This is a genomic window from Acinetobacter sp. ABJ_C4_1, assembly GCF_044538495.1.
Lineage (GTDB): Bacteria > Pseudomonadota > Gammaproteobacteria > Pseudomonadales > Moraxellaceae > Acinetobacter > Acinetobacter nosocomialis_A.
Genome location: NZ_JBIUCQ010000024.1, coordinates 1 through 16,076 on the forward strand (window position 1 = coordinate 1; position 16,076 = coordinate 16,076).

Below are 16,076 nucleotides of genomic sequence, written 5' to 3' on the forward strand. Positions count from 1 at the left end.
CCAACTTATCATCAAATTCATCACTTAAAGCAATCAATTCAATCTCAAGTAACTGTTTTTCAACAAGTTTCTATCTGCATCACCGCCGATGGATGTGCATTATAGACTATAAACTTACCTTTGCAAGCCCTTTCTCAAACTTTATTACTTAACCGATCACTTTTTAGGCTTTTTGATATAAATTAGATGAGATATTAAACTTTTTTTAGTTAATCAACTTCATGTAGAATAGATTATTCGTGCAATTGATTTGGCATTAACTCACCATGTGGCACTCCGCTAAGAAAGTATTATTCTGCATACTTGTAGTGTTTGCTACGAGCGGGCCTGCGTATGCCAATTCAAAACATAACTTCTATGTGCTGACTTTATCTATTTTAAGTTATAGCAAATGGGAGAATGTAAGCACCCCTACTCTTTGTGTAATTGATAATGCTTCAATTACGTCTACTTTTCAGTCTTATATTCAGCAATTATCTTATAACTATCGTGTACAGACAGTTAATGCTAAAGATTTTCCCAAGTCTCATTGCCAAGCTGTTTATTTCTCTACAACTTCCCCTCAACAACAACAAAATTTAATTCAGAATTATCCATATCGTTCTTTGCTTTCTTTAAGTATTAATAATCCAGAATGTGAAGTTGGTAGTATCTTTTGTTTATATGACCAAAATAATTACACCACTTTTAAAGTTAACTTAGATGCATTAAGCCATTCCAAGGTCCATATTGATCCAAGAGTATTACTCTTGGCTAAGAATGCGGAGTAATGGCTATGATATCTAAGTTGTATCAGTCAACTTCTCTACACGCACTTTTTAGAAAATCTCAATTTACTATTTTTGCTATTACTTTTTTTATTTGCTCTTTTACGTTTGTGTCAATTTCCGTTTTTACTATGGAAACTTATGCAAAGCAGAATTTGCAGTTACTCAGCCATACACTTCTGGAGCGTATTCAGCCTGCTGTAGTATTTAACGATAAAATTACGATAGAACAGATCTTAAATGAATATACGAATGATCACTCTATCCGAGCGATTCATATTTATGATTCTGAACATCATTTAATTGCGCAAAGTTTTAAATTATCGAGTCAAACTTCTGTTCTAGAAGGATGGTTTGATCATTGGTTTTTAAATGAGCCTGTACATTTAACGATTTATCATCACCAACAGAATGTAGGTGAATTAACGCTTTTTGGTAGTTCTGAAAAAATATTGCAATTTTTAAAGATGATTATGGTCGGCCTTGCATTTGCGATGCTATTTATTGTTTGTGCTTTGCTGTGGTCAGTGAATTTGACTTATCGTCAAATCATGCAAGCGATTTACCCACTCACAAATATTGCCCAGATCGTAAGTGAACAAAAAGCTTATAATCTTCGTTTTCCGTATAACCGGATTAAAGAGTTTCAAGATTTAAATACCGTTTTTAACGAGTTACTTGAAGAAATTCAGATTTGGGATAATCAGCTACAAAAGGAAAATCGTAAATTATCGTTTCAAGCTCATCATGACCAACTCACCCTTTTACCGAATAGACATTATTTTTATCAAATATTGTTAGATATGTTTGAAGATAAGGATTTTGACAACAAGTCAGCCCTATTATTCATAGATAACAATAACTTCAAATCAATTAATGATCAGTTCGGTCATTTAGCTGGTGATGAAGTATTAAAAGAGATGGCGAAAAGATTACAAACACGTTTAAGACATCAAGATTTCATTGCCCGTCTAGGTGGTGATGAATTTGCGGTCATTTTGCATTCCATTACGCATGCTGATCATTTAATATCTATTGCTGAAAATTTACTCGAAAGCTGTAAAGAACCTTTGCATCTAAATGATCAAACGATTTATTTCAGTTTTAGTGTAGGGATTGCTTTATCCCAATTTGCGTCTAGTCCAGAAGATTTCATTATGCAAGCAGATCAAGCGATGTATAAGGCTAAGACTTCTGAGCAACATTGGTTTATTTATAAACCAGAGAATTAAATTTAGGCTAATCTATGAATACAAGATCTTTAAAACTCTCCTTTATTGCATTGCTGTGCATTGCTCTTGCAGGCTGCTTGAGTTTTGGTCCTTTGAAATACCGCCAAGTAAAAATGCTAAAAAAAGAGGGGTTTGTTCTGACTAATGAAGGCTGGACTCTAGGTTTACCAGAACGCTTATTATTTGATTTTAATGATGCAACATTAAAACAAAGTCATGAAGCAGAACTAGTACGCTTAGCAAATCAATTGAATAAATATGATTTGAATAAATTAAAAATTGTTGGTCATACTGACGATGTAGGTAATCCTGAGTACAACCAGAAGTTATCAGAAGAACGCGCGCAAAGTGTTGCAGACCTCTTCTTGACTCGTGGATTTAAAAAGGAAAATATTTACGTTATTGGGCGCGGTTCAACTCAACCATATGTACCAAATACAACTAATGAAAATCGAGCAATCAACCGTCGTGTTGCAATCGTCATTATTCCTTAATTTTCTAATTATAAAAAAGCCAATCTTTATGATTGGCTTTTTTGTTTTATACAAGTTCAATAATATCAATAGTCGGAGGTACACGAAATCTTAGGGGAATACCAACCATACCTGTTCCTACGGTAACAAATACATCAGCATGCTCGTGTGAATAAAAACCACGTTTGTGACCTAAAATTGATACTTTTTTCATAATGTAATTAGTTACCCACGGAAGCTCAACCTGTCCCCCATGAGTATGCCCTGATAACATCAAAGGTCGATTAGGTAATTTGGGAACCATATCTACTGTATCTGGATTATGAGAAAGGATTAACCACGGTTTATCTTGTGGTAAGTTTGGCATTAAACGCATATCGGTTTTTCCAGCCCATAGATCACCAATACCAATTAAACGAAATTCGTCAAACTCAACAATTTTACCTTCAATATCCATAACTTCATTGTAGTAAAGTGCATCTTTTAATAATTGTTGGATAGGTGGTCCTGGATATTGTTCATCATGATTTCCAGGAACTGAATAGACTGGAGCTTGAATATCTTTGAGTACAGCCAGTTCTTGTACTAGTTTGTCTTCTGGTTCATAAGTCCAGTCTCCTGCCACAACCACCAAGTCTGGCTGTTGTTCATTGAGTTTTTTTACAATGATTTTAAGTTGGCGTTCGTGACCAGAAAATAAACCTATATGTAAATCAGCAATTAAAGCAACTTTTACAGGCTTATTAAAACGGCGATCTGGATTCAAACGATATTGATGGACATCAACACGTACCATATGCGGTTCTATAAAACGTGCATAAATGAGAATACCGCTTAATAAGAAGATAAAAATGGTTTGATGAATTGAGTAATACCCCATCCAACCTGCATATAAATTAAAGAACCAAAGTGGAATAAGAAGATAAGATAGATAAAAAGCAAGTAAGTGAACAAAAGCTTTAAATGGATGAATCGTTTCAGTGCGCGATTGATGAACCCAAGCTTCAACAATCCCCCACAAGGCAAGTATTGAAAAAATAAAGTAAAAACAAAAAATGATTGAATTTGGGTTCCACATTACGACTCTCGACTTATTTTATATTGATTGCTAGTAATCAAATTCAATATTTATCTTTCAATATGCACGAATTATACTCTAGCTCACCTTATCGCATGTATTGATTATGGCACAATCCTTTCATTCCAAACAGCTTCAAACTCATCAACAGGCTAAAGGCTTTTTGATCAAAGCTTCCCTAATTGTCTGTTCAAGTTTTGCTGTGACTTTGACAGGTTGTAGCACCTTACCCAAACATCGTGTTGAACCCGTTCAATACGCGCGTGATATTGATACCTCTCAAACTTCGCTTGCGAAAATTATTACGCCATTACGTGAGCAAAACCCCAATTTAACGGGTTATCACGTTTTAAATGACCCGTTAGAGGCTTTGGCAGCTCGTTTGAGACTGATTGATAAGGCCGAGAAGACTTTAGATTTACAGTACTATATTTGGGATAATGACAAAATTGGCGCCTTGGCCTTGCATGCCATTATTCGTGCTGCCGATCGTGGCGTTAAAGTGCGTTTATTAATTGACGATAATAATGCTAAAAAGATGGAAGGGGTTTTACTTGCCCTTTCTCAGCATAAAAATATTGAAGTTAAATTATTTAACCCTTACCGTTTTCGCCAATACCGTGCGATGGATATGATTTTAGATTTAAAGCGTATCAATCGTCGTATGCATAATAAGAGCTTTATTGCTGACAATCAGGTTGCGCTGATTGGCGGGCGTAATATGACCAATCAGTATTATAACGTTAGTGATAGTTATCAATTTTCTGACGTTGATGTCATGTTAGTCGGTGCGGCTGTTGATGACATCGTAAATTCTTTTGATGATTACTGGAATCATGAATATGCTTATTCGGTGCAAAGTATTGTCAGTGCTCAATATCACCGTTTACGCTATGAAAGTCTAAAGGAACAACTCGATGCTCATTATCAACAAGCAACAGTTCAAAACTTCCTTGATTTAACTTCTAGATCGCATGCTTTTGATAAATGGCTAGACCATAACATCCAATTTGACTGGGTTAAAGCGGAGGTTGTGAAAGACTCTCCAGATAAAATTAAGTCAAAAGCAAAAAAAGAAGAGCATTTAAATTTCCAATTGATTAATCATTTGGAAAAGCCAGAAAGTAATGTTGATTTGATTTCTGCTTATTTTATTCCGGAAAAGCAAGGCGCTAAAATTTTAAGTTCACTTGCCAAAGAGGGTGTAGAAGTACGAGTTTTAACAAACTCATTTAAAGCCAATGATGTTGCGGTAGTTCATGCATTTTATGGTCGATACCGAAAAGAACTTTTAAAAAACGGCGTACAACTTTATGAGTTTTTACCGACTCCGGATAAACGTAATCTAAATAAAAATACGGATGAGTTAGCAACTAAAGCAAAAGTAAATATGAAAGGTTTAAGCCGCTCAAGTTTGCACACCAAGCTCATGGCTTTAGATGAACAGGTTTTTATTGGATCATTCAACTTTGACCCACGTTCAGCCTATTTAAATACTGAAATTGGTGTAATTTTAGATAGTCCAGCACTCGCTAAAACAATTCATCATACAATGGATGAAAATTTAAATAAGTATGCTTATAAGTTAAAACTTGACTCGAATAATAATATTTATTGGCAACAAGAAACGTCAAACGGCCCTGTAATTTATAAAAAAGAACCAGAAATGAAATGGTGGCAAAAGGCAGGCATGAAGTTTCTTTCATGGCTACCTCTTGAAGGATTTATGTAATTAACTTTTTGGCTTAAGTACTTTTTGATGTAATTGAGCCAAACCTTCTACCATTTTTTGTTGAACTTCTTGAGTTAGACTTTTCACATCGTGCCCTTCTACCGAGATAGCAGGCAATGTTAATAAATGAGCGGTTACTTTCGGCATTTCTAGCACACGCTGAATATGCTCAACAAACGACATCTCACCAATAAATGGTGCAACGGTATCTAATTCACCATGGCGGTTTACATAACAGATTAAACATACCTGTACCGGACGCTTTGCTTCAATAGCAGCTCCAAGTAAACGGCCATGAACTTTCTTAACAGAATGACCATCTGTAGTAGTCGCTTCAGGGAAGAATAAAACTGGAATATTTTGTTTTAAAAATTCGGTAATTTGCTCTCGAATTTTAATAGAGTCACCAGACCCACGCTTAATAAATAAGGTACCACCACCTTTTGCTAAGTTACCAAGAATAGGCCAATTTTCTATTTCTGCTTTAGCCAAAAAGAAAACACGTGCGCCTGAACCTAAAACTGCAATATCGAGCCAAGAAATATGATTACTCACCCATAAAGCTGGTTCTCTAGGGATAGTGCCATGCACTTGAACTTCAAGGTTAAAAACTTGACATAAACGGCGGCAGAAATATTGGACATATCGAGTGTTAACAGGGTTATTTGGATCTTTATATAGTCCATGACGATAAACTAAGTAAAAACCTTCACTGATTGCCGCTGTCGCTGAAGTAACTTTTTTTCCGTATAAACCTATTTTTGAAAATTTCTTTAACGTTGAATTCACTATACTTTGCGTTTGAGTCATAAAATTTCACTAACGATCAATCATTGTTATACCCATCTCGAGCCATTCTATACGTTTCGGAATAAACTTGCATCGCTATGGGATAGAAGCAAATAAAAATAAAATGCATGTAGATAATCTAAAGGATAAGAGTAAACCCTTTCCCCTTTTACTCAAGTTTCCTCTAGAATAAAGTTTTACCCTTTTCAGGATTTATAGCCACGTGGAATTTGTTGATCGGCATCAAGGCGGTGAACGCACAATATTGGTGAGTGTGTCTGTACAATTATTAGATGATCTGGATGCCGAAGAGTTTGCTCTACTTGCACAGTCTGCTGGTGCGGATATTCTTGAGCACGTTAAAGTGCAACGTAATAAGCCAAATCCTAAATTTTTTATTGGTTCAGGTAAAGTCGATGAAATAGCAGAGAAAGTCCAAGAATTAGAAGCTGGACTGGTTATTTTTGACCATGCGTTATCACCCGCTCAAGAACGAAATTTAGAAAGAATATTAAAATGTCGGGTCATTGACCGTACTGGTTTAATTCTAGATATTTTTGCGTTACGTGCCCGCACCCATGAAGGTAAATTACAAGTTGAACTTGCTCAGCTTAAACATTTATCAACTCGCTTGATTCGTGGTTGGTCTGCTGACTTTGAACAACAAAAAGGTGGTATTGGCTTACGTGGTCCTGGTGAAACACAACTGGAAACAGATCGTCGTCTCATTCGTGTGCGTATTACACAGTTAAAAGATAAGTTAGATAAAGTTCATCAAACGCGTATACAAGGACGAGCAGCAAGGCAAAAAGCTTCGATCCCCACCGTATCTTTAGTTGGTTATACCAACGCGGGTAAATCTACATTATTTAATATTTTGGCAAAAAGTGATGTGTATGCAGCCGATCAACTGTTTGCAACACTTGACCCAACCTTACGTCGTTTAGAATGGGATGGTATTGGTACTGTAGTGCTCGCAGACACCGTAGGGTTTGTACGGAACCTACAACATGACTTAGTTGAATCGTTTAAAGCAACGTTAGAAGAAACGCTTGAAGCCACACTACTCTTACATGTGATTGATAGCAGTAGCCATGAAATGTTGGATCAGATTGAAGCTGTTGAAGGGGTATTGAAGGAAATTGGAGCCGATGCCCCTGTCCTTCGTGTATACAACAAAATCGATTTAAGTGGTGAAGAGGCTAAAATTATTTATTCAGAGCCTCATGTTCCTGATCGCGTTTATGTATCTGCACATTCAGGTTTAGGTTTAGATTTGCTACGTCAAGCAGTACAAGAATGTTTAATGGGACAACTTCAACAATTCTCATTAATACTAAAACCTGCTTATGGCAAATTGCGTACCCAGCTTTATGCCTTAAATGTTATCGAATCTGAACATTATGATGATGAAGGGCTATTACACATTGATATACGAATTGCGCCTCATAAGCTTGAGCAGTTAATTCGTCAAGCCAAATTACCTATCGACGAGATATTAGGTGAACGAGCGAGTCAGTTTAAACGACCACTGGAAGAGTTTGAAATCAAGCACTAGATCAGTTAAAACTTGATAAGTACACTTTTAGAGATAAAAAATATGGATAAGATCAAAAGTATAGATTGGGCAGCATGGGTAGGAACTTTTCTACTTATTATCGGTTTTCGTGAAGGCTCAGTCGTCGTTATGCGTGCTTTTGGTCATCCAGAATTAGGAAACTTAGTGGGCTTAATTAGTTTGCTCATCATTTTACTCATTTGGCGTAAATTTAAAAAAATCCCATTAAGACTCGTCGACACCAACAATAAAATTATGAAAGAAAGTGGTTTTGCTTTTTTACCCATTTGTGCAGGCTCGTTAATTATGCTGGTGCATATGGGCAAAGAAATTCCTTTATTTCTCTTTGTACTAGTGGTGAGCACCCTTATCCCTCTGTGGGTCTATGCAAAAATGGCAAAACATTGGTTATAAGGAGAATAAAATGTTTATGATTTTATATGGATTTTTGATCACTCTAGTTGGCTATCTTTGTGCAAAACCTTTAAACCGCCATTTCCCTCAAGTACCTCTCTTAGTTTTCGGTATGTTCATTGTGATTGGTTTATTATCAATCTTGAAAGTTCCTTATGAAGAATACCGACTTTACGTAAACGATTTATTCAGCCACCTATTAGGATATGTCACCGTTGCTTTAGCGATACCGTTGGCTGCAATGCGTTATGACGACTTACCTCTTAAATCGGTGATTGGGATTTTACTTTTTGCAAGTATTAGCGCTGTTGCTTTACCTATGGGCCTCGCTTACTTGTTACATATGTCTGAGCCTACTATTTTGGCTTTTGCGACACGCGCAGTAACTACGCCTATTGCTTTAAATATCGCGACTTTATTACATGCCCCAGAAACATTGGTCACTCTAATTGTGATTTTATCTGGAGTTATTGGTGCAGCCTTTTCACCATTTTTACTTAAACATATTCATGATGAAAGAGCATCAGGTTTAGCTCTAGGCTTAGCTGCGCATGCGATCGGAACTGCTCAAGCTTGGCAACGTGGTCCCGTTGCGGGTCGTTATGCTGCATTTGGTATGGCTTTAAATGGCGTATTTACAGCCATATGGTTACCCACATTCATGCTATCTTTTGGAATACATTGATTAAAAAGTAGTTCAAATAAACATTGAACCAGTTAACAATTCGAAATAAGATGATCTTTTCAAATCTAAAAGGATTTTTGATTATGGGGAAATTTTTTGTTGGAGCGTTGCTCTTATTGGGGATAAATTCAGCTACTTTTGCGGCTGATATTACTGGTATGTGGCAAACGATTGACGATAAAACTGGTACGCCTAAGGCTCATGTAGAAATACGAAAAGAGGCAAATGGTACTTATTCAGGAAAAGTTGTAAAAATTACACCGCGTCCGGGTTATACACCAAAAGAAATTTGTGATAACTGCCCAGCGCCTTATACCAATAAGCATATTGTAGGTTTAGATATCGCGACTGGTTTAAAACAAGTGGATAGTACAACCTATACTGGTGGGAAAATTCTAGACCCAAATACTGGCAAAGTTTACGGATTAAAAGCCAAACTCAGTGCAAATGGTAACCGTCTACACATGCGTGGTTATCTTGGAGTTTCAGCTTTAGGCCGCAATCAAATCTGGATTCGCCTAGAATAAATCTTAAAAAAGAAAAAAAGCCGCTGATGCGGCTTTTTTTTATTACATGACAGGATTAACTACTGAAAAACTTTGCTGGTCTTCAAGACGATAAGCAATTAAGTTTTTACCCCACACACAGCCACCATCTACGTTCTGAATATGTTCACTAATTGTTCTGCCTTCTAGAGCAGCCCAATGACCAAAGAATACTTGATGTGTTTGTGCAGCTTTACTAGGAAATTCAAACCAAGGTAAATAACCTTCTGGCATAGGTGCATCTAAAGTATCTTTAAAACTAAATTCCAAAGTACCTTCTGCATTAGTTAAACGCATGCGTGTTAAATAATTGGTAATACAGCGTAGGCGGTCATTACCAGTTAAGTCATCTGTCCAAAGATCTGGTTTTGAACCATACATTTCAGCTAAAAAGGCATCCAGCACAGACAGGTCATCATGTGCCAATACAGCTTCAACTTCTTTAGCTAAAGCAGCCGTTTTTTCTGCATCCCAAATACAAGGTATACCAGCATGTGTTAGCACAGTTTGTTCATTTGGAAATAAACATAGTGGCTGTTTACGTAACCAGTCGATAAGTTCATCGCCATCTACAGCATCAATAACTTCCTGCGTACGATCTTTTTCTTTAATTTCTTTAAGGCCACGAGCACAAGCAACCAGTGTTAAATCATGATTACCTAATACTGTAGCAGCAGCCCCTCGATCGGCTAGTTTTTTAATAAAACGAAGTGCACCTACCGAGTTTTCTCCACGTGCAACCAAATCACCAGCAAACCAAATAAAATCTTGATCAGGATCAAAACGTATTTCTTTTAAGAGCGCTTTGAGGGCTTCAAAACAACCTTGAACATCACCAATGATATAGTTATAACGCTTGGTCATTTATGCCACCATTTGATCTGCTAAAGCTACAAACTCGGCAAGCGTCAAAGTTTCTGGACGAGCCATTGGGTCGACTCCAGCTTTCTCGAAACCGTCATCTGCCAACATACCTTTAAGACTGTTTCTTAGTGTTTTACGACGCTGAGTAAATACGTGTGCAACCAAACGAGCTAAAGCTTTTTCATCTTTCGCGACAATCGGTTTTTGTTCATAAGGAACCAAACGGAATACAGCACTCGTCACTTTTGGTGGTGGATTAAATGCGCCTGCAGGAACTTCAAATAAAAATGTAGGCTGGCAATAATATTGAATCATTACCGATAAACGACCATATTCTTTTGTATTTGGTTCGGCAGTAATACGTTCCACCACTTCTTTTTGCAACATAAAGTGCATATCTTTAACTTGGCTACCAAACTCCAAGAGATGAAAAAGTAATGGTGTAGAAATGTTATAAGGCAAATTGCCGACAACGCGTAATGGACGACCATCTTTTACAAGCTGGCTAAAATCATATTTTAATGCATCAGCTTCTACGATAGTTAAACGTTCTGGATGTGGTACACGCTCTGGTAAGCCTGCTGCTAAGTCACGGTCTAACTCAACTACAGTCAAAGCATCACATTCTCCAATTAAAGGAGAGGTTAAAGCAGCCAAGCCCGGACCAATTTCAACAATATTATCGCCTGTACGCGGATTAACAGAGCGTACAATTTTGGCAATGACTCGCTGATCATGTAAGAAGTTTTGACCAAAACGTTTACGAGCTTTATGCCCTTCATCTTTCGGGTTTAGGGCATTAATTTGATACATAGAACATTTCCAACATGAAAAATTTAACTCGCTGCCAACGATAAAGCTAAATCGACAGCGACATTTAAACTTGAGCTTTTTGCCAAACCTGTCCCAGCTAAAGACAGAGCAGTACCATGATCGACCGAAGTTCGAATAAACGGTAAGCCCAATGTGATATTAATTGCTTCACCAAAACCTTGTGATTTTAGCACAGGTAAGCCTTGATCATGGTACATGGCAAGAACAGCGTCAGCATTTTTAAGGTGTTCAGGAGTAAATAAAGTATCTGCCGGCATACTTAAACTGATTTTAACGCCTTGAGCCCGGTAAGTTTCAAGTACAGGATTAATAGTATCAATCTCTTCACGACCCAAGTATCCATCTTCACCCGCATGCGGATTTAATCCACATACTAATACTCTCGGATCGGTAATTTTAAACTTGGTTTTTAGGTCATGAAGTAAGATGTCTATCACTTGATGCAAGCGTTGTTTGGTAATTGCATCGGCTACATCTCTTAAAGGTAAATGTGTAGTCGCTAAAGCAACCCGCAAGGTTTTAGTTGCCAGCATCATGACAACGCGTTCTACACCTGCGAACTCTTGGTAATATTCAGTATGACCACTAAACAGAATACCTGCATCATTAATGACCGATTTTTGCACGGGCGCAGTGGCTACCCCTACACTTTTACCAGACATTGCATAATCAGCTGAACGACGTAGTTGTTCTAATACGTAAGCTGCATTAGCTGGGTTTAATTGACCATCGATGACTTCTGTTTTTAATGCTACGTGCTCTATATAAAGCTCGCCTTGCAAACATGATTCAGTTTGCCCTGTATACTCTAAAAACTTGATATCCAAGCCAAGCTTTTGAGCACGTTGTTGCAATAAATTTCGGTCAGCCAAAACAACAACCGGCCGCTCATCAACGCGTTCCGCCAGACTTAAACAAATATCTGGACCAATACCGGCAGGCTCACCAGAAGTGATATATAAGGGATGACTCATATTCAACTCAATTTATATATTACGGATTCGATGATTGAGGCTGAATCTAGCCTCTAACCAACCAAAAGTATGAGCAATTTCAGATACAATTATGGCTATTAAACTCAATAATGTCACAATCATTAACCATTTGCCCCACAGCCAATTGATTCGCAATGAATTTTCTTGCTTAATAAAGCAAAATCCTATTCCCCCGAATAGATATAATAGATAAGGTAATGGAGTAGCATGCATATAAAGACTAATCAAAGCCACACCAACCAAACCACTAAAACCATAATAAAGACAAAATCCATTGAAAAGAATAAGATGCAAGCAAACTAATATTGCCATCCATCCTATAAAAAATTGTATAATTTTGGACACATCCTTTCTCCCCCTTTTTTCAGGTCAGTTTCAACATAGCACATCAGAAAAATGTGGTTTTTAATTTTAAATTAAATCCCCCCATTAAAAATATAGACCGCTTCTTGACCAAGAAAAGTTACATCAAATTATTCTTGTGATTTTAGGTGATCTCGTTTAGAATTTCGGTTCCTTTTGTTTGGACAGATTCCATAGTCCAAACCAACTATAATAGGTAGTGGTTTAATGAAAACTCTCAGCGCTAAGCCAGCTGAAGTTCAACATGACTGGTATGTTGTTGATGCTTCTGGCAAAACTTTAGGTCGCCTTGCGACTGAAATCGCTCGTCGTTTACGCGGTAAGCATAAAACTTCTTATACTCCTCACGTTGACACTGGCGATTACATCGTTGTGATTAATGCTGAACAAATTCAAGTGACTGGTAATAAATCACTTGATAAGAAATATTATCGCCATACTGGTTTCCCTGGTGGTATCCGTGAGACTAACTTCGAGAAGTTAATTGCTCACAAACCTGAAGCTGTTCTTGAAAAAGCGGTTAAAGGCATGTTACCAAAAGGTCCTCTTGGTTATGCAATGATCAAAAAAATGAAAGTGTACGCTGGTACTGAGCATCCTCATGCTGCTCAACAGCCACAAGTTTTGGACATCTAAGGGATACAGCACATGGCTACTAATTATGGTACAGGTCGCCGTAAGACCGCAACTGCACGTGTTTTCTTGTCAGCTGGTACAGGTAAACTCGTTATTAACAACCGTACTTTAGAGCAATATTTCGGTCGTGAAACTGCTCGTATGGTTGTTCGTCAACCTTTAGAACTTTTAGAAGTTACTGAAAAGTTTGACCTTTACATCACTGTTAAAGGTGGTGGTATCGGTGGTCAAGCTGGCGCGATCCGTCACGGTATTACTCGTGCGCTTATCGCTGCTGACGAAACTTTAAAACCTGTTCTACGTCAAGCTGGTTTCGTTACTCGTGATGCTCGTGAAGTTGAACGTAAGAAACTTGGTTTACGTAAAGCTCGTAAACGTCCTCAATTCTCTAAACGTTAATTCGTTTACCGAATCGGACAAAAGCCTTGGTTATTCCAAGGCTTTTTTATTGCTTATTCATTTTAAGCATGAGTGAAACAGATAAATATATGAAACTCTATCTTTGCCACCGTGATTTCCACTCGTATTTTTAGTATTCTAACCGATTCACACAACCATACCTTGTGATATGTCGGTCGAAAACACTTCAATTCAGGGAATTACCCTTTACAGCCATGCTGATGATTTCCGTTCTCACTGGATCCGTTTTTTATTGGCAGAAAAGCAAATTAAATATCAATTGATCGTAACCGATCACGAAGATGAGGATTTAGCCAGTCTAAACCCTTATAACCAATTGCCAATGCTACTTGAGCAAAACCTGAAATTATTTTCGGCACCAATTATTGCTGAATATCTTGATGACCGATATCGTCAAGGCAAGCTTTACGCTGATGCTCCTATGGCACGTGCAGAACAACGTCAATATATTTGGCGTCTTGAAAATGATTGGTTTAAATTGGCCGATCATATGCTCAAACATGCAGATACGTTAAATGTAGAACAAAAACAAAAAGCGCAAAAAGAATTACGTGATACCTTAATTTCTCTTACTCCCCTATTTCAGCATTTCCCTTATTTTATGTCTGAAAATTTTTCAATTTTGGATTGTATGCTCGCCCCAATTTTTGTGAGGCTTAATAGCATGGGAATTGATTTACCAAAGCAGCAGTGTCGGCCTATATTTTTGTACTGTAAACGTATCTTTAGCCGTCCTTCTTTTATTAAATCAATGACGCCCCAAGAGAAAACCCGTTACAATGAACAATTAAATATGGAATAGTGTGATATGTCTGAGCAAACTATTGAGTTAACCCCTACACGCCCTTATCTTGCTCGTGCAATCTATGAATGGATTTGCGACAACCAACTCACACCTTATTTACTTGTTGATGCAACACAGCCACATACGGATGTGCCACAACAATTTGTCAAAGATGGGCAAATCGTTTTAAACATTGTGCCGCATGCTGTACATCAACTACTTATTGGCAATGATGCAATCACTTTCTCAGCACGTTTTGGTGGCGTTTCAAAAGATATTTATGTCCCTATCCAAGCTGTTTTGGGTATATATGCACGCGAGAATGGACAAGGTTTATTCTTTGACCCAGAAGAATATGCCAATGTAGCGCCTGTAGAAGATACACTAGAACCTGAAACACAAGAAACAACTGAACCAACCAAGAAAAAGCCAACATTAAGAATTTTAGATTAATTTTAGAGGAATAAAGTATGGCATTTGATTTAGTCCAATACTTTGCTGAGCAAATAAAAATTCAAAAGCCTCAGCTTTTAAATCAATACCCAGCCAATGAAAAAAATAAGCTGATTGATGAAGTGAATGTGCTCACACTTGGAAAGTTAATCAGCTTATGGCGTCAAGACGACAATAAAATTTATAATGAAATCAAAACTGCCGATCCATTATATATTCAAGAAGTAGCGCGCCATTTAACGACTTCTAAGCACAATGAGTCGATTTTAAAGAATGCTGAACTTGAACAGAGTATTTCAGAAATTTTGACCTTACAGCTAACTGAGCTTAATCAACTTGATGAAACTGGTGGCTTCGGACAAAATGGCTTAAAAGAATTAATTTTAGGACAAGTGGAACATCTATCAGGTCAGGCTGATGATTGGGTTTGGTCAACAAACCATCTAACAGAGTTAATTGGTTCTAAACCTGTTGAACAAGAAGAGCTATCATTGGACGCAACAATGAAGGAGTTCAATCAAATGGTTCATCAAGCTCAACCTCATCATGAAGATTTACATGCTGAAGAACAATCTATCGAAACTTTTATTCCTGCATGGTCGAAAGTTGTCGCACCTCTTGTAGCTTTAGCAATTTTGGGCTACCTCTATTGTATTTATACACAGCTTGTTTAATTTTATTTTAAATATTTAAAAGAGGAACTGATAGTTCCTCTTTTTTCTATTTAAATAAACATAATTTATTAACAAATATTGTTTTAACATTCTATTACAAATATTAAATCTAAAAATGAAAAATATATAATGCAAACATGAACACAATATTAAAAGTATAATGCATAAATAATCTTATAATATTTTTTATAATATGACATTTTTGGTCACTTATTTCCTTAAACATCAATTTCAATCTTCTCTTTCTTGATTGACTTCAAATTGATCAGAAATATAATGATTTTTAACTACTTTTAAATAAAAAAGTAGTAATTATAACTTTATAATCCTGAGAGATAAAAAAATGGCTAAACTTTCTTTAGATAGCTTAACGGAAATTGATGGTTTTATTGCATCTGCACTTGTTGACTCTGAAAGTGGATTATCACTTGCTACACAAGGTGGTGGGGAAATTGATTTAGAACTAGCAGCAGCTGGAAACACGGAAGTCATCCGAGCAAAGCGAAATATCGCCAATGCTTTGAAATTAAATGATAATATTGAAGATATTTTAATTACATTAGGTAAGGCTTACCACTTAATTCGTCCTTTAGAAAGTAATAACAATTTGTTCCTTTACTTAGTACTTGATCGCACCAAATCGAATTTGGCCATGGCTCGCCATGAGTTGAAATCATTTGAAAAAGAGCTCGACTTTAGCTAATTGATTTACTTTGTGCTCTTTATATTAATTATGAAGAGCACATAAACAATCATTATATTAATTAATAAAAATTTAAA

20 protein-coding genes are annotated in these 16,076 nt (G+C 36.8%); 14 read left to right on the forward strand and 6 right to left on the reverse strand.

Annotated features, from left to right (window positions below; all coding sequences use genetic code 11):
- Positions 1-266 precede the first annotated feature (266 nt).
- From ACIF8R_RS17880 to ACIF8R_RS17890, 3 genes are read left to right on the forward strand one after another with little or no spacing between them, the layout of a single operon-like run.
- Positions 267-770, forward strand: coding sequence for a YfiR family protein (locus tag ACIF8R_RS17880; protein ID WP_004711910.1), 504 nt, complete (start codon positions 267-269; stop codon positions 768-770).
- A 5-nt stretch (positions 771-775) separates the two neighbouring features.
- On the forward strand, positions 776-1,999 hold the full coding sequence (locus tag ACIF8R_RS17885; RefSeq protein ID WP_311087086.1) for a diguanylate cyclase domain-containing protein: 1,224 nt from the start codon (positions 776-778) through the stop codon (positions 1,997-1,999).
- Between the two features lie 14 nt (positions 2,000-2,013).
- Entirely contained in the window at positions 2,014-2,493 is a 480-nt protein-coding gene (locus tag ACIF8R_RS17890) for an OmpA family protein (protein ID WP_263614607.1), read from the forward strand.
- Positions 2,494-2,539: 46 nt separating this feature from the next.
- Here ACIF8R_RS17890 and ACIF8R_RS17895 read toward each other — a convergent pair whose 3' ends face one another.
- The gene (locus ACIF8R_RS17895) at positions 2,540-3,550 is read right to left on the reverse strand and encodes a metallophosphoesterase (RefSeq protein ID WP_396482365.1); all 1,011 of its coding nucleotides are present in this window, start codon (positions 3,548-3,550) and stop codon (positions 2,540-2,542) included.
- Positions 3,551-3,656: 106 nt separating this feature from the next.
- On the opposite strand from ACIF8R_RS17895, the gene ACIF8R_RS17900 reads away from it, so the two are divergent.
- The gene (locus tag ACIF8R_RS17900; RefSeq protein ID WP_343570467.1) at positions 3,657-5,282 is read left to right on the forward strand and encodes a phospholipase D family protein; all 1,626 of its coding nucleotides are present in this window, start codon (positions 3,657-3,659) and stop codon (positions 5,280-5,282) included.
- On the opposite strand, the gene ACIF8R_RS17905 is transcribed toward ACIF8R_RS17900, so the two are convergent.
- Positions 5,283-6,092, reverse strand: coding sequence for a lysophospholipid acyltransferase family protein (locus ACIF8R_RS17905; RefSeq protein WP_396482367.1), 810 nt, complete (start codon positions 6,090-6,092; stop codon positions 5,283-5,285). It lies immediately after the preceding gene.
- Between the two features lie 202 nt (positions 6,093-6,294).
- On the opposite strand from ACIF8R_RS17905, the gene hflX reads away from it, so the two are divergent.
- From hflX to ACIF8R_RS17925, 4 genes are all read left to right on the forward strand, one after another.
- Positions 6,295-7,629 carry a ribosome rescue GTPase HflX gene (gene hflX / locus ACIF8R_RS17910; protein ID WP_396482369.1) on the forward strand — a complete coding sequence of 445 codons (1,335 nt, stop codon included), beginning with the start codon at positions 6,295-6,297 and terminating at the stop codon, positions 7,627-7,629.
- A gap of 42 nt (positions 7,630-7,671) precedes the next feature.
- Positions 7,672-8,043 (forward strand): hypothetical protein, encoded by a 372-nt coding sequence (locus ACIF8R_RS17915; RefSeq protein WP_002048719.1) that lies wholly within the window; start codon positions 7,672-7,674, stop codon positions 8,041-8,043.
- Between the two features lie 10 nt (positions 8,044-8,053).
- Positions 8,054-8,728, forward strand: a complete 675-nt coding sequence (locus tag ACIF8R_RS17920; protein WP_396482371.1) for an LrgB family protein — start codon at positions 8,054-8,056, stop codon at positions 8,726-8,728.
- An 83-nt stretch (positions 8,729-8,811) separates the two neighbouring features.
- Positions 8,812-9,255, forward strand: a complete 444-nt coding sequence (locus tag ACIF8R_RS17925) for a DUF2147 domain-containing protein (RefSeq protein ID WP_004704121.1) — start codon at positions 8,812-8,814, stop codon at positions 9,253-9,255.
- Positions 9,256-9,297: 42 nt separating this feature from the next.
- On the opposite strand, the gene ACIF8R_RS17930 is transcribed toward ACIF8R_RS17925, so the two are convergent.
- From ACIF8R_RS17930 to ACIF8R_RS17945, 4 genes are read right to left on the reverse strand one after another with little or no spacing between them, the layout of a single operon-like run.
- Positions 9,298-10,137, reverse strand: coding sequence for a symmetrical bis(5'-nucleosyl)-tetraphosphatase (locus ACIF8R_RS17930; RefSeq protein WP_396482373.1), 840 nt, complete (start codon positions 10,135-10,137; stop codon positions 9,298-9,300).
- Positions 10,138-10,950, reverse strand: a complete 813-nt coding sequence (gene rsmA / locus ACIF8R_RS17935) for a 16S rRNA (adenine(1518)-N(6)/adenine(1519)-N(6))-dimethyltransferase RsmA (RefSeq protein WP_263614615.1) — start codon at positions 10,948-10,950, stop codon at positions 10,138-10,140.
- 23 nt (positions 10,951-10,973) lie between these two features.
- Positions 10,974-11,945, reverse strand: coding sequence for a 4-hydroxythreonine-4-phosphate dehydrogenase PdxA (gene pdxA / locus ACIF8R_RS17940; protein ID WP_396482375.1), 972 nt, complete (start codon positions 11,943-11,945; stop codon positions 10,974-10,976).
- 12 nt (positions 11,946-11,957) lie between these two features.
- Positions 11,958-12,311, reverse strand: coding sequence for a hypothetical protein (locus ACIF8R_RS17945; RefSeq protein WP_396482377.1), 354 nt, complete (start codon positions 12,309-12,311; stop codon positions 11,958-11,960).
- 225 nt (positions 12,312-12,536) lie between these two features.
- Here ACIF8R_RS17945 and rplM point away from each other — a divergent pair, with 225 nt between their 5' ends.
- The 6 genes from rplM to ACIF8R_RS17975 all read left to right on the forward strand — a co-directional run bounded on the left by rplM (position 12,537) and on the right by ACIF8R_RS17975 (position 15,999).
- Positions 12,537-12,965, forward strand: coding sequence for a 50S ribosomal protein L13 (gene rplM / locus ACIF8R_RS17950; RefSeq protein WP_002048731.1), 429 nt, complete (start codon positions 12,537-12,539; stop codon positions 12,963-12,965).
- Between the two features lie 12 nt (positions 12,966-12,977).
- Positions 12,978-13,364, forward strand: coding sequence for a 30S ribosomal protein S9 (gene rpsI, locus ACIF8R_RS17955; protein ID WP_002048725.1), 387 nt, complete (start codon positions 12,978-12,980; stop codon positions 13,362-13,364).
- Positions 13,365-13,533: 169 nt separating this feature from the next.
- Positions 13,534-14,187 (forward strand): glutathione S-transferase N-terminal domain-containing protein, encoded by a 654-nt coding sequence (locus ACIF8R_RS17960; protein WP_396482379.1) that lies wholly within the window; start codon positions 13,534-13,536, stop codon positions 14,185-14,187.
- A 6-nt stretch (positions 14,188-14,193) separates the two neighbouring features.
- Entirely contained in the window at positions 14,194-14,622 is a 429-nt protein-coding gene (locus ACIF8R_RS17965; RefSeq protein WP_396482381.1) for a ClpXP protease specificity-enhancing factor, read from the forward strand.
- Positions 14,623-14,639: 17 nt separating this feature from the next.
- Entirely contained in the window at positions 14,640-15,296 is a 657-nt protein-coding gene (locus ACIF8R_RS17970; protein WP_396482383.1) for a hypothetical protein, read from the forward strand.
- Positions 15,297-15,639: 343 nt separating this feature from the next.
- Positions 15,640-15,999 carry a hypothetical protein gene (locus tag ACIF8R_RS17975; protein WP_045437845.1) on the forward strand — a complete coding sequence of 120 codons (360 nt, stop codon included), beginning with the start codon at positions 15,640-15,642 and terminating at the stop codon, positions 15,997-15,999.
- The last annotated feature ends 77 nt before the right edge of the window (positions 16,000-16,076 follow it).